A 25,444-nucleotide genomic window follows, 5' to 3' on the forward strand; every position below is an offset into this window, starting at 1 on the left:
CCACAATCCCATACTAATTAAGAATAAGATTTATACACTAACAATAGGGAAAATTCATATGCATCCAACACTTCAGTCAATGGGCGTTACCAGTATTCAAGACATTGAAAAATTCACTCTACGTTATGAAGCCGGCTACGATGTGTTAAAAATCTATTACCGTCGCGAAAAAGGCTCTTTGTTACCTAAAAGTAAAAAATTCAAATTTGGTCGTTCAACAAAAACGGTATTGGCCGATGGCGGTCAACAAACTTATCGCCAAGTACAAGAACCTTCTCTTGTTGTCCTAAGAGCAATGGAAGAGCTAGAGCAAATCGTTGGCAAACAACACGAAAGCAAGGCATCTAAAGAAGATCTAATTAAAGAATTAGAACACCTTGAAAAAGTTGTTAACAGTAAAATTAGTGAAATCAAAGAAAAGATTGATGCTATGTCATAAGGCTAACCTTCGGCCTTAAACAACCCATTGGCTGAGGCGTTAAGCCCAGCCAATACTGGCTCATATTAGAAATTACCGCTACAATTCAGCCCTCTTTTTTTTAACGCTTTCTTGCACTGGTCTATCATGAAACTCATAACTTCCACGGCGGAACTTGCCAATATTCTTCAACAAGGCGGCGTGATTGCTTACCCTACTGAGGCGGTTTGGGGACTTGGATGTGACCCGTTTAATCAAACTGCAGTGAGACGGATCTTAGCACTAAAGTCTCGACCAGAAGCGAAAGGGTTAATCCTCATTGCTGGTGACCCTTCTCAACTAAAACCGTGGATCAATACGCTATCGGAAGACGCCGCACAACGTTTAATCAGCAAGACGGATCGTCCAATCTCTTGGGTAGTTCCTGATACTCAAATCACGCCAAATTGGGTGCGTGGCGAGCATCAAAGCGTTGCCATTAGACTGACACAACACAAGGCCGTACAAGCACTTTGTCAGGCGTTTGGCGGTGTCATTGTATCCACCTCAGCTAATCCCGCAGGGCTTGACCCAGCCATGACAGCAGAAGACGTCAGCCATTACTTTGGTGATCAGATCGATGGCATTTATCAAGCGCCGTTGGGGCAAGCTGATCAACCATCTCAAGTTAAAGACATAGTAACTGGTAAATTATTTAGAGCCTGAGCATCGAGTTTGATAATTCTGTTGAAAACTCAATCAGTTATTCACACTCATAAAAAAACGGCGTCTTGTGCATAAAACAAGACGCCGTTTTTATTGACACTTAACGAACTCAATGGCCGCCTAGATAGGCCTCTCTCACTTCAGGGTTCACTAGTAATTCATCACCGGTTCCAGTCATGCGAATTTCACCATTGACCATAACATAACCACGATCAGCCAATTTCAGGGCATGATTGGCATTCTGCTCCACTAAGAAAATGGTCATACCTGTGCTCGCAACGTCTTTGAGAATTTCAAAGATTTGCTTCACAATAATCGGCGCCAACCCCAAGCTCGGCTCGTCAAGTAACAACAGCGTTGGACGACTCATCAAAGCTCGTGCAATGGCCAGCATCTGTTGTTCACCACCAGACATGGTTGATGCTCTTTGAGTACGACGCTCTTCTAAGCGCGGAAACAAATCAAACATCTTTCGCATGTCTTCTTCCGCATGGTCCATGCCAATTGGAATCGTCCCCATCAGAAGGTTCTCTTCCACTGTCATGCCCGGAAAGATTCGACGACCTTCAGGAGATTGAGCTAAGCCATGTGACGCCACATAGTGAGCCGATTTTTTGGAAATGTCTTCGCCACGGTAAATAATCTGACCTGACGAAATCCTGGGCTGTCCGAAAATCGACATCAACAAGGTCGATTTTCCGGCACCATTCGCGCCAATCAAGGTTACAATTTCCCCTTCATTAACGTTGAGCGAGACTTTTTTCAATGCCTGAATGGGTCCGTAATGAACATCGACATCCTTGAATTCCATTAAGCTGCTCATAGTGTCACCTCTTCGCCTTCTTCGGCTCCCAGATAAGCGGCAATCACTTTAGGGTTTGATTTAATGTCTTCTGGACCCCCTTTGGCAATGACTTCACCATGGTCTAAAACCACAATGTAATCTGAAATATTCATTACCATGCCCATATCATGCTCGATCAATAAAACCGTCGTATTATGCTCATCACGTAATACCCGTATCATTTTAGTTAAGGCTTCTGTTTCAGAAGGGTTTAAACCGGCGGCAGGCTCATCCAGACAGACAATTTCCGGATTGGTACACATGGCACGAGCAATTTCCAAACGACGTTGCTGACCATAAGAAAGTTCACCAGCCAAGCGGTTAGCAAAGTCTTTCAAATCCACCACACCAAGCCAATAAAAAGCACGCTCGAGCGCTTCTTCTTCTGACTTTTTAAATGCTTTGGTATTCAAAATGCCTGAGACCAGACTACGGTTTACCCGCATGTGTTGCGCCACCAATAGATTTTCAACCACGGACATTTCTTTGAACAATCGAATATTCTGGAAAGTACGTGACAGGCCCGCACGGTTCACTAAATGAGAGCCACCAAACATTTTATATTTAAGACGCTTAGCGAAGGCGATGGGATTAACAAAATCCCCCCCTTTAAAAGGCTCACCCAATACTTCAATCACACTGGTACGCTTACCACTGGCATGCAACATGATGTCGCCACCGGTGGCTTTGTAAAAGCCGGTTAAGCAGTTAAATACCGTGGTTTTGCCAGCCCCGTTTGGACCAATTAACGCTGAGACAGAACCCCGTTTAATTTCAAAATCTATGTTATTTAGGGCTTTAATCCCCCCAAAGTGCATGACCAAATTGTCTACTTTTAAAATACTATCTTGGCTCATTCCACCTTCCCCTCACGCAGCGCAACACCTGTCCTTGTCATACGAATTAATCCACGAGGCTTCCAGATCATCATTAATACCATCAACATACCAAATGCCAATACTCGGAATTCTGCCACCTCTCGCAACACTTCAGGTAGCACAGTCAATACAAAGGCGGCAATCACCACACCTAAAGTAGAGCCCATCCCCCCTAGAACCACAATGGCAAGGATTAAAGCTGACTCAAAGAAAGTGAAAGAAGACGGGTTAACAAACCCCTGATAAGTCGCAAAGAAGACGCCCGCCAAACCACCGGTAGAGGCGCCAATCATGAACGCTGATAACTTCACCAATACATGATTTAGACCCAGTGAACGACACGCGATTTCATCTTCACGAAGAGCTTCCCAGGCACGGCCAATGGGCATTTTGGTCAGGCGTTTTTTAACGTATAGCACCCCCAACACCACCAGCAGCAAGACAAGATAAATGAAAATGTATTTATAGGCAGAGCTATACGACAAGCCAAAGAACTCATGAAAAGGCACATGCCCTTCGCTGGCACGACGCTTAAACTCGAGTCCAAAAAGAGTGGGTAATGGCGCATTCATACCATTTGGCCCATGCGTGAGGCTCGTCCAGTTTGTTAATACCAAACGAATGATCTCACCAAAGCCAAGGGTCACAATCGCTAAGTAATCGCCATGCATCCTTAACACAGGAAACCCTAGAATTGCGCCAGCAAACGCCGCAATTATGGCTGCCAGCGGTAACATAGACCAAAAGCCCAAACCCAGATTTTCATAGCCTAACGCCAATCCATAAGCGCCAATGGCATAAAAACCGACAAAACCTAAGTCTAATAATCCGGCCAAACCCACGACTATGTTTAAGCCAAGGCCCAGTAAAACATAAATGAGCCCTAGGATAATCACAGTTAAAATATACTTGGTCGCCACAAAAGGCATTAAAAAAGCAATGACAATGACTAATGGAATCACCCAACGCAATTTGGACTTATGACCTGGTGGCAAGACATGCACACCATCGTCTTTTGAACTGTGTTTATAAAGTAAGACTTTCCCGCGTTTCGTTTGAAATAAAACAGAGGCCAGTAAACGTCCTGCCATCACCACAACCACAATCCACAGTAAACGCTTAGGCTCTGCATGAAAGTCATAACCATCCAACACAATGCCAACAATGGGGCCAAAGACAATTAGCGCTAATAAGCCTGCAATAACGGCATCTATCACGCTTTTTTTGTAATCAATACTTACCGCAGCTTGGCTCATTACACCTTCTCCACTTCAGGTTTACCCAATAGGCCACTTGGTCGAAAAATCAAGATAATGACCAGCAAAGAGAAAGAGAACACGTCTTTATAATCTGAACTAATCAAGCCAGCAAACAAGGCTTCAGAAAGGCCGAGAATGATACCACCCAACATGGCACCAGGTAATGAACCAATGCCTCCTAATACCGCAGCAGTAAAAGCTTTAATACCAATAATAAAGCCCACATAGAAATCAAAACCACCGTAATCAAGGGTCACTAACACACCGGCTAACGCCGCCATTGTGGCGCCAATGACAAACACAGTTGAAATGATTTTATCTGTGTCGATCCCCAAAATAGACGCCATTTTAGGGTCTTGCTGAGTAGCTCGACACATACGGCCTAATTTGGTTTTTTGAATAATGTAAGTCAATACGCCCATACCAATGAAAGAGGCGCACAGGATAAACAGTTTCATATAGGTCAGCTGAACAAAGCCATCACCCACATCAAAACGAATCGCGCCTGACAATAAGGTTGGCACCCCTTGCTGTTTCGCTCCTTGGCTAATTTGGACATAGTTCTGCAAAATCAGAGACATACCGATAGCAGAAATCAAGATAGAAAGGCGACTGGAGCCTCGCAAAGGACGATAAGCAACACGTTCGATCACCCAACCATAAACACCAGTCACAAAAATCGTAAAAATGAGTGTCCCTAGGATAACAACAGGAAAAGACTCAATACCGAAAAAAGACAGCATTGCAATGGCAATTGCCGTGACATAAGCGGACACCATGTAAACATCGCCGTGGGCGAAGTTGATCATACCAATGATCCCATAGACCATGGTGTACCCAATCGCAATAAGCCCATACACTGAGCCAAGGGAAAGCCCGTTAACCAATTGCTGGAGAATGATATCCATCAAAAACCTCTTGGGAACATAAACAGAAAGGCACATGGGCCAGCGATGTTCAGCCAGCCCATGATTTTTAGAGAGCAGTAAATTACATGTCTAACATGCTGTATTTGCCTTTGTCATCCCACTCGTACATAACGTAGTCAGACACTAGCAAGTCGCCTTTTTCATCAAAAGATTTGGTTCCCATAACCGTCTCAACTTTATGACCGTGTAGCCAGTCAGCTGCTTTGACAGGATCCAGATCGGTTTGTTTAAGCGCTTCTGCTACAACTTGCATCGCAGCATAGGAGTACATCACGTAACCTTCTGGTTCAATACCATCTGCACGGAATTGATTAACGACTTCTTTACCAGCAGCATAACTGGTTGGATCCGCACCGAAGGTCATCAAGACACCATCGACATACTTAGGAGAACCCGCAACCGATACAAATTCGTCCGACACGATACCATCACCTGAGATGAAGATGGCTTTTGAACCTTGCTCACGCAATTGGCGAACAAAAGGACCAGCTTCTGAATGCAAACCACCAAAGTAAACAACGTCGGCATCAACTGAACGGATTTTGGTTACTAGGGCGTTAAAGTCTTTTTCACCACGGGTCAGACCTTCATACAGCACTTCTTTCACGCCATAAGCATTCAAAGTCGATTTCATGGCATCGGCCAAGCCTTTACCATAGGTGTCTTTATCATGAATGACGGCGACATTTTTAGCGCCTAGGGTATCCACAATATAGCTAGCAGCAACATCGCCTTGCTGGTCATCACGACCACAGACACGGAAAACATTTGGCAATCCTCGATCCGTGTATCCTGGGTTAGTCGATGCAGGGGTTACCTGTAATACACCCGCTTCTTCATAAATATTAGAAGCTGGGATTGAAGAAGAAGAACAGAAGTGACCAACCACAGCGACGGCTTCATCAGAATCCACCAAACGGTTGGCAACAGAAACAGCCTGCTTAGGTTCACAAGCATCATCTGCTTTTACCAGTTTAATCATTTCACCATCGATACCGCCAGCATCATTAATCGCTTTCGCGGCCGCGGAAGCACCATTCCATAGCTGAGCACCAAATGCTGCATAAGCTCCAGTATGAGGACCTGCAACGCCGATGACCACGTCCGCATGTGCCAGTGTTACTGAACCAGCGACAGCAAGAGATATCAATGTTTTTCTAATTACCGCATTTGACATAAGAAAAGCCTCTACTCGTTTTGTGTTTTATCGTTATTATCCAAAAGCAAGAAGCGTTCCAATCAATACCAACCCCTAAACCTAGTATTGATAAAGGAAACGACAATGCAATTATTCAAGAAATGTGCACTAGAATAAGGCTACACCTTAATAGTTGTTTAAAGTTTGGTCAATAGTGGTGCACTGCTATTTACAACAAAAAGGAAGCATTCCACTACAAAAAGAGAATAAGCAAGAATAATTCACCAGCAGAAGAGGGGATTTCAGAATTTTTAACTGGCGAGAGAAAACCTTCTCACCACGTAAAACCATGGCATGAAGGCAATAAGGGAGAATGTTAGGCGCTGTGGTTAAAAAAACCAATGCCCTCCTTATAATTTAGTACAAAGCGTTCGGAAAAAATTGCAAAAAAGTCTGATCTTTATATCAAAAAAGTCTGGCTATACTATTTTTTCGCTTTCATAGAGGATTGGGGGGCTTTAAGCAGCTCTGAAAGCACCACTAAACGCACACCATCTCGCCCCAAATCAACTAACCTTTTCTGTAAATAAGACATGGTTTCTGGGTATGGGTGACCAATTGCTAAAGCACTACCATGGCGACGAGCCAGTTTTAGTAAACGAGAGAATTGTCTGTCTATGGCTTGTTCTGTTCGAATATTATCCAGAAACACATCTCGACGGACTGTCCTCAAACCATACTCTTGCGCCGTTTTTTCAGCCACACTGTCTGGACTGGTTAAACTGTCAATAAAAAAGAGCGAACGCGCTTTTAGCACCTCCATCACCCATTTCATTGATTCTGTCTTAGTGGTAAGTAAGCTGCCCATGTGATTATTAGCGCCCTGAATTCCAGGAAGGCCTTCAAGATCCTTAATAAGCACCGCTTTCAATTCTTGTTCTGACATCTTGGCATAGAGCCCACCAGGACCAAGTTTTAATTCTCTTTGGTTTTCCATCGGCGCGTGCAATAACGTCATACGTGATTGCGCTTGCGCCCGGACCGCTGTCTGATGGGCATAAGGTGTCTCAGGTAAGATGGCCAAAGCCACTTCCATCGGCAAAGCCAAAGACGCTTCCATACCACGACGGTTATAGCCTAAATCATCAATTAAAATAGCGATCTTAGGTGGTTTGGGGTGATCGTCCATAAAGCCTTTTTTCGCCATCGAGTTTTCCTCATTTAAGGGTGTCTCATCCGGCTTAGGCAAGATTGGTTGTGCTGACTCAGGAGGGAGTAAGATAGGCGCAACAATAGGTTTCCATGTGTGTTCTGAATCAATGATTGGATAAGTATTTTCAAGCGTTTTTGGCGTGGGTGTCACAGGTAAAATAGGACCAAGCCATTCAGGCTCTTTCGGCATTTTTTGTTCTGGTAGGGCCAAATACTCACTTAAATCGAAAACATCTTCCGTTTTAGAAGGCCGCTCCAAGGTAACATAGTCATCCGCAGCCCAAGCAGCCGACAAAAACAATGTATTACTACAGACAAAAAATATAATCAAAGACGCCAGTTTAACACTGGCGTCCGTTAGGTAGGTTTTCACGGGATACATCACAACTATTGAATCAGTTTAGGAAGCGTCTTTAGCAAAGTCACAGCTTGGAATAATTGGAAATCGGTTTTAGCCAGTTCTCCAATGCCGGTTACGACATCGGCACTGGTTCGCTCTTCACCACCTGTGCCATTGCCAAGATGACCTTTTAACTCAGCCTCTTTCACAAAAAACTGGCCCTCATCAAAACTTAAACTGGCTTGCGGCACCACTAAGTCTGGCTGAATGCCTTGGGCCTGGATAGAGCGACCATTTGGCGTGTAATACAAGGCCGTGGTTAACTTCACAGCATCGCCATTAGAGAGTGGTACCACGGTTTGAACAGACCCTTTACCAAAGGTTTCCGTCCCTAATATCACCGCTCGCCGATGATCTTGCAAAGCTCCTGCAACAATCTCCGATGCCGAAGCCGAACCTTCATTGACCAATACCACCAAAGGCTCTTTCTCAAATAAGGTGGTGCGGCTACTCGCAACATACTGACTTTTAGACATTTCATGACGTCCGTCGGTATAGACAATCATGCCGGAATTAATAAAGGCATCCACCACACCAACGGCACTTTGTAATACGCCACCTGGGTTATTTCGCAAGTCCAATACGACCCCTTGAATGCTTTTCTCTGCTTGCAATTTTTTGATGGCCTTATTGAACTCATCAGCCGTATCACCTTGGAACTGACTGATACGGAAATACGCGATTGCACCTTCCAACCATTTGTAAGAAACACTGGCATCTTCAACCAAACGGCGAGTCAACTCAAACGGTTGAATCTCACCATTACGCTCAATGTCTAAACTGACCTTAGTGCCAACCTCTCCTCGCATTAAGGTAATGATGTCCTGCATCCCTAAATCTGTGATCAGTGTCTTATTAATGCGTACGATCACATCGCCCGGTAGAATCCCCGCTTCAGATGCTGCAGAGCCATCAATTGGCGTGACCACGGTGAGACGCTTGTCTTTCATCTCAACTTCGACACCAATGCCGGCATAATTGCCTGACGTCAGTTCATTAAATGCCACTAACTCAGTTCTGGTGAAATACTCAGAATGCGGATCAAGACCTGCCGCCATGCCTTTTAAGGCCTTATGAAGAATCTCCTCATCCGACAGAACTTCAACATAGCCTTCGCGAATGGTTTCAAAGGTTTCAACGAAGGATTGGATTTCCGCTGTGGGTAAAACAGAATCCTGGTTCGCGTCGACAGCAAAAGCAACGGGCATGATACTCGACAACAAACATACCAAGATGCCATAACGCAGAAAATTGACCATATTCATTCCTATAAACTGTTCTCTAACCTGACACCCAAGACAATGGGTTCAGCGGCGCACCATTGTGTCGTATCGCAAAAAATAAGGCGCTATCAGGACGACCGCCTGTACTGCCTGCCATGGCTACAATATCATTAGCACCAACCCATTCGCCAACTTCTTTTAGTAAACTTTGATTATAACCATACATAGACATATAACCGTCGCCATGGTCCAAAATCAGCAAAAAACCAAAGCCGCGCATCCAATCCGCAAACACCACTCGACCTTGTGAAATAGCTCGCACAGGTTCGCCCTCTTGAGCTTTCAGTGTCACCCCCCCTAAATCAATACCACCAGAAGGCAGTTTTGCCATCCGCTTTAACGGATTGACCAGCTGGCCACGGAGAGAAGAAAAAGGCACTTCAGGATCGGGAATTTGAATATCGGCTAAGGCTTCTTCCAGTTGCTGCAATAAAGCCTGTAAGTTTTGCTGGTCCTGTTTCAATTGATTGGCTTTTTGACCCCCTTTGGCAAGGTCACTGTCCAGTTTCGCTAACAAGGTTCGTCGCTGCGACTGCTGAGAAAGCAGGCTTTTACGTTGTGATCTCAATTCAACGTCTTCTCGCGCTTGTTGAGCACGATGACTGCGAATGCTTTTTTCCACCAAATTTAGGTCATTAACTTCAGTGATAAAGCCATTAATCAATGACTGTCGGGCATTCGAGAAGTAGCGGTTATATTGCACCAAACGCTGCGCATCTTCCGAATTATTGCCGTTTAAAAAGAGTTTAATACTTTCTTCTTTGCCTGAACGATAAACCGCCCTTAATTGGGCGGCTATTTGATCGTTCTGTTGTTGGATGCTTAATTGCAGTGACCGCTGCTGAACCCTCAACTCGCTCAGCTGCTGCTCACCCTTTTTTAAGCTGTCTTGAATGCTTTGAATCTTCTTCAATAACTCTTGAATGTCTTTCTCTTTTCCTTCAAGTTGCTTTTCAACATCCGAACGTTCTGATTTGATTTCTTTCAGCCAAGTATTGAGCTTTTTCAAATCTTTTTGCAAAGCCTGAATCTGCTGTTTTGCTTCCTCTGGCGTTTGTGGTTCTCCCACCGCCAAGCTCACACTTGGCAGTAGGATAAAGCACAACAGAAAAGAACGTATAAAGCCTATCATTATGACCTCATGAACGCGTTAAGATACTAACGCCTGTCATTTCACTAGGAATCTCCATGCCCATCATATCCAACAAGGTCGGCGCAAGATCGCACAAAGAACCTTGGTTCAGCCCCAAGCCTTGGCTCGGTGAGTACAACACTAAAGGCACAGGGCCGTTTGTATGTGAGGTAAGAGGCTGAGAACCATCATCGCTTAGCATTTGCTCAACGTTACCATGGTCCGCCGTAATCAAACATTGGCCACCATTCACCTCTAATGCCGCCATAATTCGACCAAGACATGCATCCACCGCTTCCACCGCTTTCACCGCCGCTTCGAAAATGCCACTGTGTCCAACCATGTCACCGTTTGCGAAGTTACAAATAATGGTGTCGTATTTGCCCGCTTCGATCACTTCCACCAGCTTATCGGTGACTTCCGGCGCACTCATCTCTGGTTGTAAATCGTAGGTCGCTACATTAGGCGATGGAATCAATTCACGCTCTTCACCGTCGAACAAGGCCTCTTCACCGCCATTAAAGAAGAAAGTCACGTGTGCGTACTTTTCTGTTTCCGCAATGCGCAATTGCTTCTTACCTTGGTTCGCCAAGACTTCACCTAAGGTATTTTTCAATGACTCAGGTGGAAAAGCCACATCCGCAGCAATATCAGACGCGTATTCTGTAAAGGTCACGAAAGCAGACAGATTGGGCACAACTTTACGCTCGAAACCATCAAAGCCAGCGTCAGTGAATGCTCGCGTCAATTGACGAGCACGATCTGGACGGAAGTTAGCAAACACAATGGCATCGCCATCTTCCACCTTAACCGCGTCACCAATCACAGATGCTTTCACAAACTCATCATTTTCGTCACGTTCATAAGCGGCCTGAACAGCTTGCTCAGCCGTCTCGGCTTGAAACTCGCCTTTGCCTAATACAATGGCATCATAAGCGGTTTGAACTCGCTCCCAGCGATTGTCTCGGTCCATGGCATAATAACGCCCGGTCAAGGTCGCGATTTTACCAACCCCCAATTCAACCAGCTTACTCTCAAGTTCTGCGACTGGCGTTTGTGCAGAACGAGGCGGAGTATCGCGACCATCGGTAAATCCGTGTACATAAATGGCTTTCGCTCCACGCTTCGCCGCTAACTCACACATAGCCATAATTTGCTCATGATGACTGTGTACACCACCGTCCGATAACAAGCCTAAAATATGAACGGCTTTTCCGGCTGCGACGGCTTTATCTACCGCATTCACCAAAGCCGAATTGTCGAAGAATGAACCGTCTTCAATCGCTTTACCAATGCGGGTGAAGTTTTGATACACCACTCGACCGGCTCCTAAGTTCATGTGGCCGACTTCTGAGTTGCCCATTTGACCGTCAGGTAACCCCACTGCCAAGCCAGATGTTTTGATCAAAGTATGAGGGTAGTTCGCCCAAAGCTTATCCCAATTCGGTGTGTTTGCCGCCTCAATCGCGTTGGATTTAGAGGTTTCGCTGTAGCCCCAACCATCAAGGATGAAAAGGGCAGTGGTTTTTTTGTTCATGGTAATCTATCCCGTAAATTGATCATGATTATTATTTGATACTATCACAGGCTTGTAATTTTGTTACAGACTGCCCAATCTATTCAGGTCATTAATTTTGTTTATGGTGGTCTAGGACAGCTAAAAGCCAATCACGAAATACCACCACTTGCTCCAGATCGGCCTTATCAACTGGGTACGACAGAAGGTATTCATGCGGTGTGGCCACAGGCCCACCAAACGGTGCCACCAATTCACCACTAGCAAGACTTTTGTCCGCTAAAATACAGGGTAAAATAGCAACCCCCATACTGTTCTTCGCCGCCTCTAACAACATATGAAAATGCGCGAACGAAGCACCGGCAAATGAACCACTTGCTAAACCTTGCGACACCATCCAATCTGGCCAAGCATTAATTCTCGACGACAAATGCAAAAAAGGAAACTGAGTCACATCCCCCACTTGCCAAGCAGACTTACTCGCGTCTACCCTTTCTAACAAAAGCGGTGAACACACAGCTAAAACATCTTCCCTCAGCAACTGATGGGACACCGCTCTTGGCCAATGATCGCCACCGTAATGCAAGATCACATCCACAGCATCTGGATCGATTTTAGCGGCATCGTCTAATGAACGAACTTTGATTTGGAATTGTGGGTGAAGACGCTGAAACTCAGCCAGTAATGGCATTAGCCAGTATGAAGCCAGGGTAGGCAAAGCCGACAAGGTCAGAGTGGTTTTTTCATCTTCACGATGCAGCATTCGCAAGGATGCGTTTTCCATTCGATCCAGCAAGGGCACCACTTCTTTATAATAAGCGGCCCCTGTTCCCGTCAGTACCAAGCGCTTATTAAGACGAATAAAAAGGTCACGAGAAAGAAATTCTTCAAGATTACGAATCTGACGACTTACGGCACTTTGAGTTAGATGCAACTCTTCTGCAGCCTTGGTAAAGCTTAAATGTCTAACCGAAGCTTCGAAACACTTCAAAGCTGTGGAGGATGGGATATAACGACGCATGCTAGGCGCTACTCATTAGCTAAAAACATAAGCCAACCACTGTATCCTATAACGTGATAATTCCCAACCAGTAAAAAGCAAATAACGCGTAAAATCGCACCAAAAAGATGCGCATTTTTTCGCTAACGTAAGGCATGAGTTTGCTGCCCCAAATGATAAGTTTGTGCTCCTAACTCGTAAAAAATACGTTGTATCTCACGAAATGGAATGTCTTTTAGCTTTGTCATGGGCACAGATAACGCTTCTCGCTGCCCTGTTATCCATTGTGCTAACTCCATCCCCATCACAGTGCCAGGACCAATACCACGGCCACTGTAACCCGAAATACTCAACAAACCTTCCTTAAGCTGCTGACAATGAGGTAAATGATCCGCACTGTACGCAATTTTCCCTGTCCAACTATACTCCCAAGTTAATTTACCGAGCGACGGAAAAAGCTCTCTTACGCGTTGTGATGCCCAATTTGACAAGACTCGCCCTTCTGCTCCCATGCCGCCAAAAATCAACCGCCCATGTTGGTCTAAACGAAAAGAACTCATCACAGTGCAGGTGTCCCAAACCCCTTCTTTGTTTGGCAATATCTTAGCAAGCTGAGATGAGGTTAATGGCTGACTCGCTAATTGAGAGTAAGCAATGGGGACAAATTTACTCGACTGATTTGCCACACCATATTGGCAATAAGCATTGGTGGCTAAAATCACCTTACTGGCCGTCACTTCTCCAAGAGGCGTTTTGACTAACCAATTTCCCTGTGAAGACGTCAAACTGGTTACAGGTGAATACTCAAACAATTTCGCCCCTTCTTTTAAGGCCGCTTTGGCAAGTCCCCGAACATAAGACAAGGGCTGAATGGTCCCCGCTCTTGGATCAAACAAAGCCCCATTAAACTTGTCTGAGCCAATGCGAGCTTGAGCTTGCTCGGCAGACAATAAACTCACTGGTGCACCACGCAACTTTAATTGCGCAAAACGACGCTCTAATTGCGCCAAGCCTGCCTGACCAACGCCCGCGTGCAAGGTGCCATTTCGAGTCGCCTCACACTCAATGCCATATTCTTCAATGAGTTGAAAAACAGAGTCTGGTGCCACCGCAAGGGCATCATACATTCGCCTTCCCGCCTCAACACCAAGCTGCTTATCCAATAAGTCAGGCTCTAACCAAACCCCAGCATTGACTAGGCCCACATTCCGACCTGAACCACCATAGCCGAGCTCATCGGCTTCCAATAACAAGACTGACATGCCCTCTTTGGCTAAATGCAGTGCTGTTGACAGCCCAGTAAAACCAGCCCCAACAATCACTAGATCAACCTGATGCGATCCTTTTAAAGCACTCAGCTGGGGGGCGTCTGTCGCACTCGCTCGCCAAAGAGACTGACAAGGGGATTCCATCATCTACACACCCTCACTAAGCCAAGCCAAACTTACTCAAAGACAATCCCTTGCGCTAACGGCAAGTCGCCACCATAATTCACCGTATTCGTCGTACGGCGCATGTAATTTCGCCAAGCATCAGAACCGGATTCACGACCACCACCTGTGTCTTTTTCGCCGCCAAATGCACCACCGATCTCAGCACCAGAAGTACCAATATTGACATTGGCGATACCACAGTCAGAACCCGCTGGCGACATAAAGAATTCGGCTTCGCGCATGCTCTCAGTGAAGACTGCAGACGATAAGCCCTGCGGTACTTCATTTTGGATCTCCACGGCCTCCGCAAAATCTGTGTAAGTTAAAACATATAAAATAGGCGCGAAGGTTTCTTCGTGCACAATCGGCGCGTCATGAGCAATGCGTACAATAGCTGGTTTTACATAATAGCCACCTTGAGGTACGCCTTCGGTAACACGTTCACCACCACACACCATTTCGCCGCCTTGCTGCTTCGCAGATTCTAGAGCCGCCTGCATCCGCTGATAACTTCCCGCATCAATCAATGGTCCGACCAGAGTTCCCTCTGTCAAAGGGTTGCCAATCGGCAAAGACGAATAGGATTTCTCCAAACGAGACACCAAGCTGTCCACAATGTCGTCATGACAAATCAAACGTCGCAACGTCGTACAACGCTGTCCTGCTGTGCCTGCTGCGGAAAACACAATGGCGCGTAATGCCAAATCCAAATCCGCTGTGTCTGAGACAATCATGGCATTGTTACCGCCTAATTCGAGCAATGAGCGACCTAAACGCGCTGCCACCGTTTGAGCCACTGCTCGTCCCATTGCAGTCGAACCTGTCGCTGACACAAGAGGAAAGGTCTCACTCGCGGCAATGGCTTCACCAAGATCACGATCACCAATCATCACAGAGACAGAGGCTTTGGGTATGTCAGGCATATCCGCCAACACATTTTGCGCAATTTGATACATGGCTAAAGCACAGAGTGGCGCTTTTTCAGACGGCTTGAGCAAGATTGGATCACCACAAATGAGACCTAACATAGCATTCCAAGACCAAACCGCCATAGGGAAATTAAACGCCGTAATCACCGCCACTGGGCCCAGTGGCTGCCATTGTTCCATCATACGGTGGCCAGGGCGTTCAGAGACAATAGACAAACCATGCAGCATTCGTGACTGACCGACGGCAAAATCACACACATCAATCCATTCCTGCACTTCACCCAACGCCTCTGCCATAATTTTGCCTGCTTCCAGCGAAATCACTTGTGCCAATTCGTGTTTATACTTACGAGCTTCTTCACCAATACGACGAACAAGCTCACCACGACGCGGCGCAGGAATAGTACGTAAGGCTTTAAATGCCGCTTTCAATTCGGCGCTAACCTCATCTAATTGCTCTGGCGTGGCATTCAAAAAGCTGGATAGAACGGCCCCATCAATTGGACTGTTGGCAGAAAAAGCGGCACCATGGCCTAATGACATTGTGTTCCCAGTCATCACACTATAGTAAGTATCGCCCTCTTTTAGCTTGTTAATACCCAACATTTCTAAGCAAGTCTGTGACATATTTTGCCTCTTTATATAGGTCAATTCGAAAGATGCTTTCACCTTATCCCAGCCAAGATAGAAATGAGAAATATGCTTTTTCTGCTGGTGGTCTAGTTTTTTCCTATAGCACCACCTAAAACCTATCGGTATATTGAAGACTCATTTTGTCATTGAGGTTCTAATGGACATTCGATCTTTGCGTTATTTCATTGCCGTGTATGAGGAAGGCAGCCTAAGTGCCGCCGCCAAACGCTGTTTTGTGGCTCAACCATCAATTTCGAATACTGTGAGCCAATTAGAAGAAGACCTAGGCACCAAGCTCTTTGTACGACACTCAAAAGGCGTATCAGCAACCGATAGCGGGACGCAATTGTATCCCCATGCCTGTAAAATGGTGAATGACATGAGCAGCATGCGTCAGCTATTTCGTCAAACGCCGGCACCGCTTACCTTGTCTATTTCTCTTGCGCCATTTTTATCCGGCGCTTTGATAAGCCAAGTGATTAAAACCATGCTGGATGAAGTCTCTGGACTCACATTAAAACTGGTCGACGAATCGGAAAGTGCCGATCTACGATTTACTTGTCATCGTTATACTACTGAAGAAGACGTGTTTTACCCTTTATGGGAAGACGATTATGTCATCGCCATGCCACTCGACCATTGGCTATCCGACTTCCCTTCCCTATCCATTAAACAAATCGACAAACAGCCTTTTATCTCTCGCACACCTTGTGACATTTTCGAATCGTGGCACTATCTAATGCAAAAACAAGAGCTCACCACTGATGTGAGAGCGCAAGTGAAAACCGAGGAATACGCCTTGGATCTGGTTGCCGCTGGACTGGGTATTTCACTGATTCCTGAGCATTCATCCCGAGGTCGAAAAGACTTATGTCTCAGGCCCTTAAATGACGTCAAATTGAAACGCGTGGTTGGATTAGCACATCAGAAATCCCGAAGCTTTCCAGCGCATTTGATCAACACCATATTAACGGCGAAACAACAGCTATTCGTTCCAACCAGAGCAAAAGAAAGCGTTCTGCGTGCAAAATAAAGCCACTTAATCTGGTTTTAGTTCGCACAACTTTTCTTCATCATCAGATGCTTTTTTAGCTTTTGTCGAAGCCCTTAGTGATGCAGTAGAGTAATGCAAAGACAATTCATTAGGAGCAACACCATGACCTATCAGGATTTTTTCACTGCTTTATGGCAAAAGTACACACAAGTCACTCCGCAAGCACTGAGCATTCAAACTCTCTTTAAAGAGTATGGAGAGCAAGTGATCAACGATCACGTGGCTTTTCGTACCTTTAATAATTCGCCCATTTCACTGGAAAAGCTTGAGCCACAATTAATCGCTCTTGGCTATCAGGCTTATGGCGCATTTCGTTTTGAAAACAAACATCTAAAGGCTCGTTGTTACCGCCATACAGACGATTCGAAAGCCCCTAAAATTTTTCTCTCAGAATTATTAGTGGACGAGCTACCTCAAGATTGCCAAGACATCATTGGTCGTTATGTGGCTCAAATTCCTACCGATGCAGTTCATGATCCAAGTATTTTTTATGCCGGTTTATTATGGTCCACGCCTACGCATGCAGACTACTTAACCTTAGCCAAACACAGTGAATATGCCGCTTGGTTAACCACCATGGGATTGCAAGCCAATCACTTTACCGTCAGCATTAATCATCTCACCACATTCCCTAATATTGCCGCGGTTAACCAGGCGTTAATCGACCAAGGCTATGTATTGAATGACGTCGGCGGTTTAATTAAAGGCTCTCCTGAATCCTATTTAGAGCAATCTTCAACCATGGCCGATAAAATAGATTACCTGTTCGCCGATCAACAACGGAGCCTCATTCCAAGCTGCTTCTATGAATTTGCAGAGCGTCACAAAATGCCTGACGGTCAGATATTCGACAGTTTTATCGAGGGCAATGCCGATAAAATTTTTGATTCCACCAATGCTCAGTGACCTTTCAGCCCATCCATTTCTATGAGTGCACCTTCAAAAACAGGCTCAAAATGACATGATGATTTTCGTGCCTGTTCAGCAATCACCCCATTTGCTCCTTTCAAGGCTCATGAGAGTATGTACCGATTCATCTTGCCGTGTATAATGCTCGCAGTTTAAACATGGGCTTTACTATTATGATGAATCAACTTATTGAATTTTCGATCAACCACTGGGAAATGGTCGCGGTTTTTTTCGCTATCCTGATTACCTTGATTTTTGTTGAGCAAAAAGGCGGCGCACAAGGCGTAACACCTGCGGTAGCCACCACTTTGATGAATAATGAGGAAGCCGTTGTTGTCGACATTCGTACTGAGAAAGAATTCAATGCCGGCCACATCACTGGCGCATTAAGCATTCCAGCAACGAAAATGAAAGACAACTTACACCGTCTTGAGAAACACAAAGATGCCCCCATTATCTTGGTGTGCAAGTCAGGAGTTACGGCTGGCGCTAGCGCTAAAGACCTTAAAAAACAAGGTTATAGCAAGGTTTATAAGATGCAAGGCGGCATTGCTGAGTGGCAATCGTCTAACCTGCCATTAATAAAAGGTTAATGTAATATCATGGCCACTGTGACTATCTATTCGAGTGATTACTGCCCATTTTGTGTCCGAGCAAAACAGCTTTTAAACACTAAAGACGTGGCGGTTAATGAAATCTGTGTCGATGGCGAGCGTGCCCTACGACAAGAGATGATGGAAAAAAGTGGCCGTCACACTGTCCCGCAAATCTGGATTGGTGACCAACACATTGGCGGCTGCGATGATCTGTTCGCCCTTGAACGTGAGCAAGAACTAGACGCGTTGCTGTCCCAATAGCACACGTTTTAAAACGCAAGCAATACTAAACCAAATAATAACGTGAAATGATTTAAACAAGGAACAAGCATGTCTGATACAGCGGCAACTCAAGAAGCACAAACTCCACAACTGTCTTTACAACGTGTATTTTTGAAAGACATCTCTTACGAATCACCTCGCGCACCAATGATTTTCCAAGAAGAATGGAAACCAGAAGTCGGCTTAGAATTAAACACTAAAAGTCGTCAAGTTGGTGAGAATGTCTACGAAGTGGTACTAGAAATCACAGTGACGGTGAAAAACAACGGCGAAACAGGTTACCTAGTTCAAGTTCAACAAGGTGGTCTATTTGTGATTTCTGGACTAGATGAGCAACAATTACATCACGCTCTTGGCGCTTTTTGCCCTGCCACACTTTTCCCATACGCTCGTGAAAACATCGATGCAATGGTCGTAAAAGGTAGCTTCCCTGCCATCATGCTAGCACCAATCAATTTTGATGCTCTGTATGTTGAAAGCCTACAGAAGCAGCAAGGTGAAACCGCTCAGTAATAAACGCATTTGAACTTGATTAAAGTTCGTGTAAAAAAAGGAGGCCATGAGCCTCCTTTTTTTATAGCATAAGAAAGCCTTAGGCTCAGAAAATCTGATCAATATCTCAAATGGAAGCTGTGATGAGAAAGAAAAAGAAACCTTGCCCATATTGTCTTAAAGCCCGTTGGCTACTGCTGTATTTAGCTTGTTTCGCTCTATTTGGGCTGTTGGTGGTAAATCAGTTTCTGGAAAAAGGGATGTAGAGTGAAAAAGACGTTATCTTGCTTTATCTGTTTAATCGTCATCACCTTATTATCTGGCTGTGCTACTTACAGAGAAGACATAGAGGCTGGATTATCTCTTGCCAAGCAGGGAGAATGGAAAGCCGCCGAAAACAATCTCACTGATGCTCTGAACAGTTCACAAGACCAGTTACTCTACTATATGGAGATCGGCAGTTTAGCGCAAAACCAAGGCGACTTTGAACGCAGTAATGAACTGCTCGAAAAAGCCGAAAGACTGAGTGACACCTTCCTTGAAGAAAGCTTATCGAACCGCTCTTGGGCGTTGATCTCCAATCCACGCCAAAGTAATTACCGTGGTTCGGGAGTCGAACGGGTTTACATTAGCTATTTAAAATCGCTTAACTACCTTGCACTGGCCGAGCAAGCGGACACGCGATCAAAACAACGACAACTATTGGATTCTGCCTTAGTTGAGGCGCGTCGCATTGACATCAAACTGAATGAAATTCGCGCCCAAACACCAAGTTATGAAGCTCTCGATGCTAAAAAAGATCAAGCCTTCTATGAAAAAGCCATCTCTTGGTTAAGTCGTTTTTACACTGGTCGTTTAGACCGAGATAAATTTCTGTATCGTGACGATGCTTGGGCACGATACATGGAAGGGCTGCAATACGAAATTAGCGGCGAATACGATGATGCTCGTATCAGCTATCAAAAAGCCGCTGAGTTGTATCAAGATGGCTATGCCAAACAATATAATTTACCGTCCGTCACCGCGGAACGAGCTTGGTTAGATACCATCCGTATGATGCAAAAGACGGGCTTCGACGCAACTGAAATAGCGCGAACCAGCCAAGACAAATTGTCTCCCGACATGCAGAAAACACTGCAAACCTACCAGCAAAACAGCGCTGAACTCGTGGTGCTCGAACATCAAGGCTTCGTACCCGATAAAAGTGAGATGTCACTCATCCTATACGCCGAACCTCAGTCATACTCTTTGGTACTGGAGCCATTGCATGGTGGTGGACGAATGGAAGACAACGATGCTTTCCGTTGGTTTACTATGGTGTATGCCGACATTAATCCGCTGAATATGATTGCCAATTACAAAACCGGCGGGGCTTGGGGGGCCTTTTCAGGCATCTTTACCAAGCGCGTCATTCTTGGCTCAGGAATCTGGCAACAACTGCAACAATCTAATATTGATACCTTACTCACACAGCAAAGCATTCGGGTGACAGTCCCCTACTATCGTCGCTTTACTCTGGATCAACATCAAACTCACTTAACCGTCTCAAACCAAGCGGAAAAAAGTGGCAGTTTGCGCATGACGTCCTTAGCCGACATCGCTTTTCAAGAGCAACTTGCGAATGCCCAAAGGGACATATACGAAAGTATGATTCGTGAGTTTATTCGCAGCTGGCTGGCGTTTCGTATCACATCCGAAGTAAAAGACGAAGGCGCGGCTATGTTACTCAATTTTATTGGTCAAGTGTCCGTTTTAGCCACATCGGCAGCCGACACTCGAAATTGGTTAACGCTACCAGCACAAGTTCGCTTGACACGAATCCCACTACAAGCGGGGGAATATCAACCGACCTACCAGACCAATGGCAAAGACTTTTCGCTTGGCGAGATCTCATTGGAAGCCAACAAAATAAAAGTATGGAATCTACGCAACCCATATTAAATGGATTAAACTAACCAGAGCGGATTCACTAAGCTCCTATTAAGGTGATGTAAGGAAAAGACTATGAAAATTCATCAAATGACATCAATGACATGGAATGCTTTCTCCTGTCGCACTCTGTTTACCCTATTCATGGCATTGCTACTTACGGCCTGCTCAAGCGGCAGTGTTAAACGCTTGGGCGATAACGAAGAAGTGGCCTTGTCAGATCGCTGGAACGACACAGACTCTCGTCTTGTCGCAGAAGAAATGATGACCGACATGTTGACCTTCCCTTGGTTCCGAGATTTCAATTTCAACCAGAAAGGCAACCCTACTGTTATCGTTCAATCCATCCGTAATAAATCCTCCGAACACATTCCGGTTGATACCTTTATTAATGATATCAAACGCAGTCTCATTCGCTCAGGCAAGGTTGATTTTGTGGTCTCTGGTGCAGAACGTGACGATGTTCGCAGCGAGCGCGAGGATCAAGAGCTCAACGCGGCTTCTGGAACAGCCGCCGAGTTTGGCCTAGAGCAAGGTGCGGGCTTTGCCCTCTCTGGTACCATCAACTCGATTGTGGATTCCAATGGTGACCAACGTGTCAGCTTCTATCAAGTAGATCTTAAACTGATCAATATGACCACAAACCGCGAAGTATGGAATGGTCAAAAGAAAATCAAAAAGTTGGCTGACAAAGGCTTCTTCTAATGGCGATACACTCGGTCATTAAATGGCTCATTATGACTGGCTTGGCGGCCAGTCTTTCGGGGTGCTTTAGCAGTTTCAATCAAGCTTCGAAGGACAAACAATCACTACCAAGCTGGGTCAGCTCTCCGCCACAAAACCAAACACATCTGTATGGTGTTGGCAGCGCACCTAAAATAGACAATCTGGCACTGGCGTTTAGTCAGGCCGAACAAAATGGCAATGCGCAAATTGCACAACAATTGACGACTCAAGTCAGTCAGATCAACACGCAAAATACTCAAGTCTCTTCCAGTAATGGCAAAGAGCAAGTGTCAAAAGTACAAACCGCTTACACGCAAGTGGCCACCGCCCCGATTGAGTTAGAGCAAGCCACCAATGAAGAAAGATACGCTGGCAGTCACTATGTGTATGTACTGCAATCGATTGATCGATCGCGCATTGTTAGCCGACTCAAAAGCGCCATTCACGATCTTGATCTGAGCATTATCGACAACGCTGGATCACTCACCACGACACTAGGTGAAGACGCCGCGCCAGCGGATTGGCAAACCTATATGCGACTGATTCCTGCTTTCGCGCAACGCCAATCTTATGTTGAAGAATTGCAACTCTATTCGACTGAACGCACCTTAGCTGGTCGCGCCAGTGATGAGGTTATCAGCATTGAACGGCAACTGAACCAAGCACTTTTGAGTTACGGTGTGGACCCATCACAGACACCGCAAGCAAATACACTCGCCAGTGCCTTATCTGAGTTTGGTATGACACCGAAAAGCCCAGCGCTGTTTCGTTTAGTCAGTAATACAAGCCAACACAGCGAACAACAGTCTGGGCGCTATTATGTGTTCGAAGAAGGCAGTCTCGCTCTATTTGGCCCAAATGATGCTCGCTTGGCTTCTTGGACAGTCAGTGCCCGAGGCATTGCTAAAGACCAACAAAGAGCAGCGGATACCGCCACAATGAATTGGTCTAAACAAGCCATTAGCGCCATGTTTACTTGGCTAACTCGTTTGGATTAAAGCGTCTGGCAGGCATAAAAAAACGACTCACTTGGAGTCGTTTTTTTATTTTGAAAGCGTTTTAAAAATCATCAAACAATTTTAGACAAACTATTTGAGATCTTCGTAAGGTAAACCAACGTATTGCATAGCAATCACCCGGCGACCTTCTTCTGTGTCTGTGTAGAAATTCAATTCGGAACTCATAAAACGCTCATGGGTTTCAGCATCTTTGCTGCCTTCGCCACTAAAGTCATGCAACATGTTAGTCATCCACCAAGAAAAACGCTCACCGTGCCAGACTCGACGTAAGCAAATATCAGAGTATTGATTGATGCACTCTTTATCGCCTTCTTTATATACTCGCGTCATGATTTTATTCAGGGTGGCTACATCCGATGCGGCTAAATTCAAGCCTTTCGCACCGGTTGGTGGCACAATGTGCGCGGCGTCGCCCACAAGAAACAAATTACCATATTGCATTGGCTCACACACAAAAGAACGCAGAGGTGCGATGCTTTTTTCAATACTTGGACCGGTAACCAATCTTTCGGCCACATCATCTGGTAAACGATGCTTAAGTTCCGTCCAAAAATCGTCATCACTCCAGTCTTCTACCTTGTCCGTTAGTGGTACTTGAATGTAGTAACGTGAGCGAGTCGCTGAACGCATACTGGTCATGGCAAAACCACGGTCAGTTTTACAATAGATCAACTCATCATTCACCGGTGGTGTGTCAGATAAGATACCAAGCCAACCAAATGGATATACTCGCTCAAACTCTTTGCGAGACGACTCAGGAATGGTTTGACGAGAAACACCATGAAAACCATCACAACCCGCAATGTAATCACAATCCAAACGATGCTCTTTGCCATCTTGTTCAAACGTAACGTATGGACTTGCGGATTTCACATCATGCAATACCACATTACTGGATTCGTAATAGGTCGTTAGACCTTTCTCAGCTCGAGCCTCCATCAAGTCGCGGGTCACTTCCGTTTGGCCATACACCATAACAGTATTGCCTCCGGTGAGTTCTTCTAACTCAATGTTCACGCGCTTATTGTTAAACGCCAATTCAACGCCTTTATGAACCTGACCTTCACGATCCATTCGTTCACCAACGCCAGCCTCTCTTAGCAAGTCCGCCATGCCTTGCTCTAATACACCAGCACGAATACGGCCTAATATGTAATCGCCAGACACACGTTCGATGATAACGTTATCAATGCCTTGCTTTGCAAGAAGCTGCCCCAGTAATAGCCCTGAGGGACCTGCCCCAATGATTGCCACTTGAGTTTTCATGTTCTCTCACCTTCATTTATTGTTTTTGTTCAGCGCTCGCTTTTGAGCCTTTATTCAAAAGATGGCGCTATTTGACCTTCATAATAGAAGCCAAACATTCTCTTGGTTAGGTGAAATATGATCAAAAAATTGTACTTTTTGATCATTGAGGAATAGAGTAAAAAAATACAATTTGAATGAATGCCTTATTTTTATTGGCTTTACGTCAGTGTTTAGACAATAGCAAACTCACTCTATAAAAATTAAAAATGTAAAAATATCCTATGAAAAAAACTCAGATCCCGCACTTTGGTTTGTATGGGGAATCCAGCTGGATCAATGATCCAGAGTTTTTCCACATCGAAGACATAGAGGACAGAAGCAGTAATCTTGGCTGGAAAATCAGCCCTCATCGACATGCACAACTGTTCCAAATTCTGATTTTAAAATCCGGCCAAGCCAAGGTGCAGCTAGACGACCAACAGCAAAACCTACTTGGCGCTTGGGCCATCATAGTACCCGCTGGGGTAGTGCACAGTTTTCACTTTGCCCCCGATACTGACGGTCGAGTCATTAGTATCGCAGAGCCGCTACTGGAAGACGCTTACCAAGAAAAAGCCGCAAGATTCATCAAGCCTTTACTGAGCCAAGCTTGCCATATTAATTTTAATGGCAACCGCAATAACTTTTCAGAGCTATGGCCATTAATTCAGCAACTGGAGAGTGAATCGTCATACATTCGCGAAGACAGAGCTTTAATGAGTGAATATTTGATCAAAGCCATCTTGCTGATTTTACACCGTCAAAAGCAGAAAAATGGCGTTGAAAGTGCCGCTGAGGTGACTGAAAGCAGTCGCATACAAAGACTAAAAGAATTAATAGAAGGCCATTTTCGGGAACACTGGAGCACGCAAGATTATGCTCAGGCACTTGGGACTTCCACCAGCCGTTTAAACCGTTTGAGCAAAGCCTCTTTTAGTAAAAGTGTGCTGGAATTGGTGCACGAAAGATTGCTGATTGAAGCCAAACGCAGCTTAATTTATACCGCTCGTTCAGTGGATGAAATCAGTTATGATTTAGGTTTCAAAGACCCTGGCTATTTCTCTCGCTTTTTTAAGCGCGCCACGGGCATGCCACCGGGCAAGTTTCGCGTATTAAGCAATCAAATGTCTATTTGATGAATTTTTCTAACTTATTAGCTGAAAATTGATCGTTTGCTGAATAGAAGGTCAAATTTTATAATTCGTAGTGTAAAAACAAACTTCCATATTTCAGGAGACACACTATGAAAAACGATTACAAATATGATGCCTTTGGTAACTTAGACACTGATTTTTATGTTGAAAAAGCGTATGAACTTCGTCGTGCCTACTACGCACAAGCGATCAAAAAAATGACTTCTCGTGTAAAAGCCTTGTTCACAGGTCTAACTATCGCACGTCCTTTAAAATCAGCTTCACAACACTAGGTTCTTGTGTCGCTC

General features: G+C 45.1%; 25 protein-coding genes. 12 read left to right on the forward strand and 13 right to left on the reverse strand.

Annotation, left to right across the window (positions count from 1 at the left end):
- Positions 1-58 precede the first annotated feature (58 nt).
- Together MAR181_RS15110 and tsaC are read left to right on the forward strand one after the other, a co-directional pair.
- Positions 59-439 carry a DUF3461 family protein gene (locus MAR181_RS15110; protein ID WP_013797469.1) on the forward strand — a complete coding sequence of 127 codons (381 nt, stop codon included), beginning with the start codon at positions 59-61 and terminating at the stop codon, positions 437-439.
- A gap of 126 nt (positions 440-565) precedes the next feature.
- A complete protein-coding gene (tsaC, locus tag MAR181_RS15115) occupies positions 566-1,123 on the forward strand; it encodes an L-threonylcarbamoyladenylate synthase type 1 TsaC (protein WP_013797470.1) in 558 nt (185 codons plus the stop codon).
- 109 nt (positions 1,124-1,232) lie between these two features.
- Here the strand turns inward: tsaC and MAR181_RS15120 are convergent, their stop codons facing one another.
- From MAR181_RS15120 to amaB, 12 genes are all read right to left on the reverse strand, one after another.
- Complete coding sequence (locus tag MAR181_RS15120) at positions 1,233-1,946, reverse strand: ABC transporter ATP-binding protein (RefSeq protein ID WP_013797471.1); 714 nt, start codon at positions 1,944-1,946, stop codon at positions 1,233-1,235.
- Complete coding sequence (locus MAR181_RS15125; RefSeq protein WP_013797472.1) at positions 1,943-2,824, reverse strand: ABC transporter ATP-binding protein; 882 nt, start codon at positions 2,822-2,824, stop codon at positions 1,943-1,945. Before MAR181_RS15125 ends, MAR181_RS15120 begins: the two co-directional genes overlap by 4 nt.
- The gene (gene livM / locus MAR181_RS15130) at positions 2,821-4,101 is read right to left on the reverse strand and encodes a high-affinity branched-chain amino acid ABC transporter permease LivM (protein ID WP_013797473.1); all 1,281 of its coding nucleotides are present in this window, start codon (positions 4,099-4,101) and stop codon (positions 2,821-2,823) included. Before livM ends, MAR181_RS15125 begins: the two co-directional genes overlap by 4 nt.
- Entirely contained in the window at positions 4,101-5,012 is a 912-nt protein-coding gene (locus tag MAR181_RS15135; RefSeq protein ID WP_013797474.1) for an ABC transporter permease subunit, read from the reverse strand. The genes livM and MAR181_RS15135 overlap by 1 nt, the downstream gene beginning before the upstream one ends.
- Positions 5,013-5,094: 82 nt before the next feature.
- Positions 5,095-6,210: a branched-chain amino acid ABC transporter substrate-binding protein gene (locus tag MAR181_RS15140; protein WP_013797475.1), complete on the reverse strand. Its 1,116-nt coding sequence runs from the start codon at positions 6,208-6,210 to the stop codon at positions 5,095-5,097.
- A 445-nt stretch (positions 6,211-6,655) separates the two neighbouring features.
- Positions 6,656-7,765, reverse strand: coding sequence for a divergent polysaccharide deacetylase family protein (locus MAR181_RS18150; protein WP_013797476.1), 1,110 nt, complete (start codon positions 7,763-7,765; stop codon positions 6,656-6,658).
- A gap of 5 nt (positions 7,766-7,770) precedes the next feature.
- Positions 7,771-9,042 carry a S41 family peptidase gene (locus MAR181_RS15150; RefSeq protein WP_013797477.1) on the reverse strand — a complete coding sequence of 424 codons (1,272 nt, stop codon included), beginning with the start codon at positions 9,040-9,042 and terminating at the stop codon, positions 7,771-7,773.
- 22 nt (positions 9,043-9,064) lie between these two features.
- A complete protein-coding gene (locus tag MAR181_RS15155; RefSeq protein WP_013797478.1) occupies positions 9,065-10,198 on the reverse strand; it encodes a murein hydrolase activator EnvC family protein in 1,134 nt (377 codons plus the stop codon).
- A 7-nt stretch (positions 10,199-10,205) separates the two neighbouring features.
- Positions 10,206-11,735: a 2,3-bisphosphoglycerate-independent phosphoglycerate mutase gene (gpmI, locus tag MAR181_RS15160; protein WP_013797479.1), complete on the reverse strand. Its 1,530-nt coding sequence runs from the start codon at positions 11,733-11,735 to the stop codon at positions 10,206-10,208.
- Between the two features lie 91 nt (positions 11,736-11,826).
- The gene (locus MAR181_RS15165; RefSeq protein ID WP_013797480.1) at positions 11,827-12,735 is read right to left on the reverse strand and encodes a LysR substrate-binding domain-containing protein; all 909 of its coding nucleotides are present in this window, start codon (positions 12,733-12,735) and stop codon (positions 11,827-11,829) included.
- Positions 12,736-12,857: 122 nt separating this feature from the next.
- Positions 12,858-14,129 (reverse strand): NAD(P)/FAD-dependent oxidoreductase, encoded by a 1,272-nt coding sequence (locus MAR181_RS15170; protein ID WP_013797481.1) that lies wholly within the window; start codon positions 14,127-14,129, stop codon positions 12,858-12,860.
- Positions 14,130-14,158: 29 nt separating this feature from the next.
- A complete protein-coding gene (gene amaB / locus MAR181_RS15175; RefSeq protein ID WP_013797482.1) occupies positions 14,159-15,703 on the reverse strand; it encodes an L-piperidine-6-carboxylate dehydrogenase in 1,545 nt (514 codons plus the stop codon).
- 163 nt (positions 15,704-15,866) lie between these two features.
- Here amaB and MAR181_RS15180 point away from each other — a divergent pair, with 163 nt between their 5' ends.
- The 8 genes from MAR181_RS15180 to MAR181_RS15215 all read left to right on the forward strand — a co-directional run bounded on the left by MAR181_RS15180 (position 15,867) and on the right by MAR181_RS15215 (position 22,695).
- A complete protein-coding gene (locus tag MAR181_RS15180; RefSeq protein ID WP_013797483.1) occupies positions 15,867-16,742 on the forward strand; it encodes a LysR family transcriptional regulator in 876 nt (291 codons plus the stop codon).
- Between the two features lie 123 nt (positions 16,743-16,865).
- Entirely contained in the window at positions 16,866-17,669 is an 804-nt protein-coding gene (locus MAR181_RS15185; protein ID WP_013797484.1) for a DUF1338 domain-containing protein, read from the forward strand.
- 176 nt (positions 17,670-17,845) lie between these two features.
- Positions 17,846-18,265, forward strand: a complete 420-nt coding sequence (locus MAR181_RS15190; protein WP_245546172.1) for a rhodanese-like domain-containing protein — start codon at positions 17,846-17,848, stop codon at positions 18,263-18,265.
- 9 nt (positions 18,266-18,274) lie between these two features.
- The gene (grxC, locus tag MAR181_RS15195) at positions 18,275-18,529 is read left to right on the forward strand and encodes a glutaredoxin 3 (protein WP_013797486.1); all 255 of its coding nucleotides are present in this window, start codon (positions 18,275-18,277) and stop codon (positions 18,527-18,529) included.
- Between the two features lie 69 nt (positions 18,530-18,598).
- Complete coding sequence (secB, locus tag MAR181_RS15200; RefSeq protein ID WP_013797487.1) at positions 18,599-19,063, forward strand: protein-export chaperone SecB; 465 nt, start codon at positions 18,599-18,601, stop codon at positions 19,061-19,063.
- Positions 19,064-19,309: 246 nt separating this feature from the next.
- Positions 19,310-20,983 (forward strand): COG3014 family protein, encoded by a 1,674-nt coding sequence (locus MAR181_RS15205; protein ID WP_013797488.1) that lies wholly within the window; start codon positions 19,310-19,312, stop codon positions 20,981-20,983.
- A gap of 63 nt (positions 20,984-21,046) precedes the next feature.
- On the forward strand, positions 21,047-21,676 hold the full coding sequence (locus MAR181_RS15210; protein ID WP_013797489.1) for a penicillin-binding protein activator LpoB: 630 nt from the start codon (positions 21,047-21,049) through the stop codon (positions 21,674-21,676).
- A complete protein-coding gene (locus MAR181_RS15215; protein ID WP_013797490.1) occupies positions 21,676-22,695 on the forward strand; it encodes an LPP20 family lipoprotein in 1,020 nt (339 codons plus the stop codon). The genes MAR181_RS15210 and MAR181_RS15215 overlap by 1 nt, the downstream gene beginning before the upstream one ends.
- 90 nt (positions 22,696-22,785) lie before the next feature.
- On the opposite strand, the gene pobA is transcribed toward MAR181_RS15215, so the two are convergent.
- A complete protein-coding gene (gene pobA / locus MAR181_RS15220; RefSeq protein WP_013797491.1) occupies positions 22,786-23,982 on the reverse strand; it encodes a 4-hydroxybenzoate 3-monooxygenase in 1,197 nt (398 codons plus the stop codon).
- A gap of 263 nt (positions 23,983-24,245) precedes the next feature.
- Here pobA and MAR181_RS15225 point away from each other — a divergent pair, with 263 nt between their 5' ends.
- Together MAR181_RS15225 and MAR181_RS15230 are read left to right on the forward strand one after the other, a co-directional pair.
- On the forward strand, positions 24,246-25,139 hold the full coding sequence (locus tag MAR181_RS15225; RefSeq protein ID WP_013797492.1) for a helix-turn-helix domain-containing protein: 894 nt from the start codon (positions 24,246-24,248) through the stop codon (positions 25,137-25,139).
- A 107-nt stretch (positions 25,140-25,246) separates the two neighbouring features.
- Positions 25,247-25,429: an RSP_7527 family protein gene (locus tag MAR181_RS15230; RefSeq protein ID WP_013797493.1), complete on the forward strand. Its 183-nt coding sequence runs from the start codon at positions 25,247-25,249 to the stop codon at positions 25,427-25,429.
- The last annotated feature ends 15 nt before the right edge of the window (positions 25,430-25,444 follow it).

The organism is Marinomonas posidonica IVIA-Po-181, from assembly GCF_000214215.1.
Classification (GTDB): domain Bacteria; phylum Pseudomonadota; class Gammaproteobacteria; order Pseudomonadales; family Marinomonadaceae; genus Marinomonas; species Marinomonas posidonica.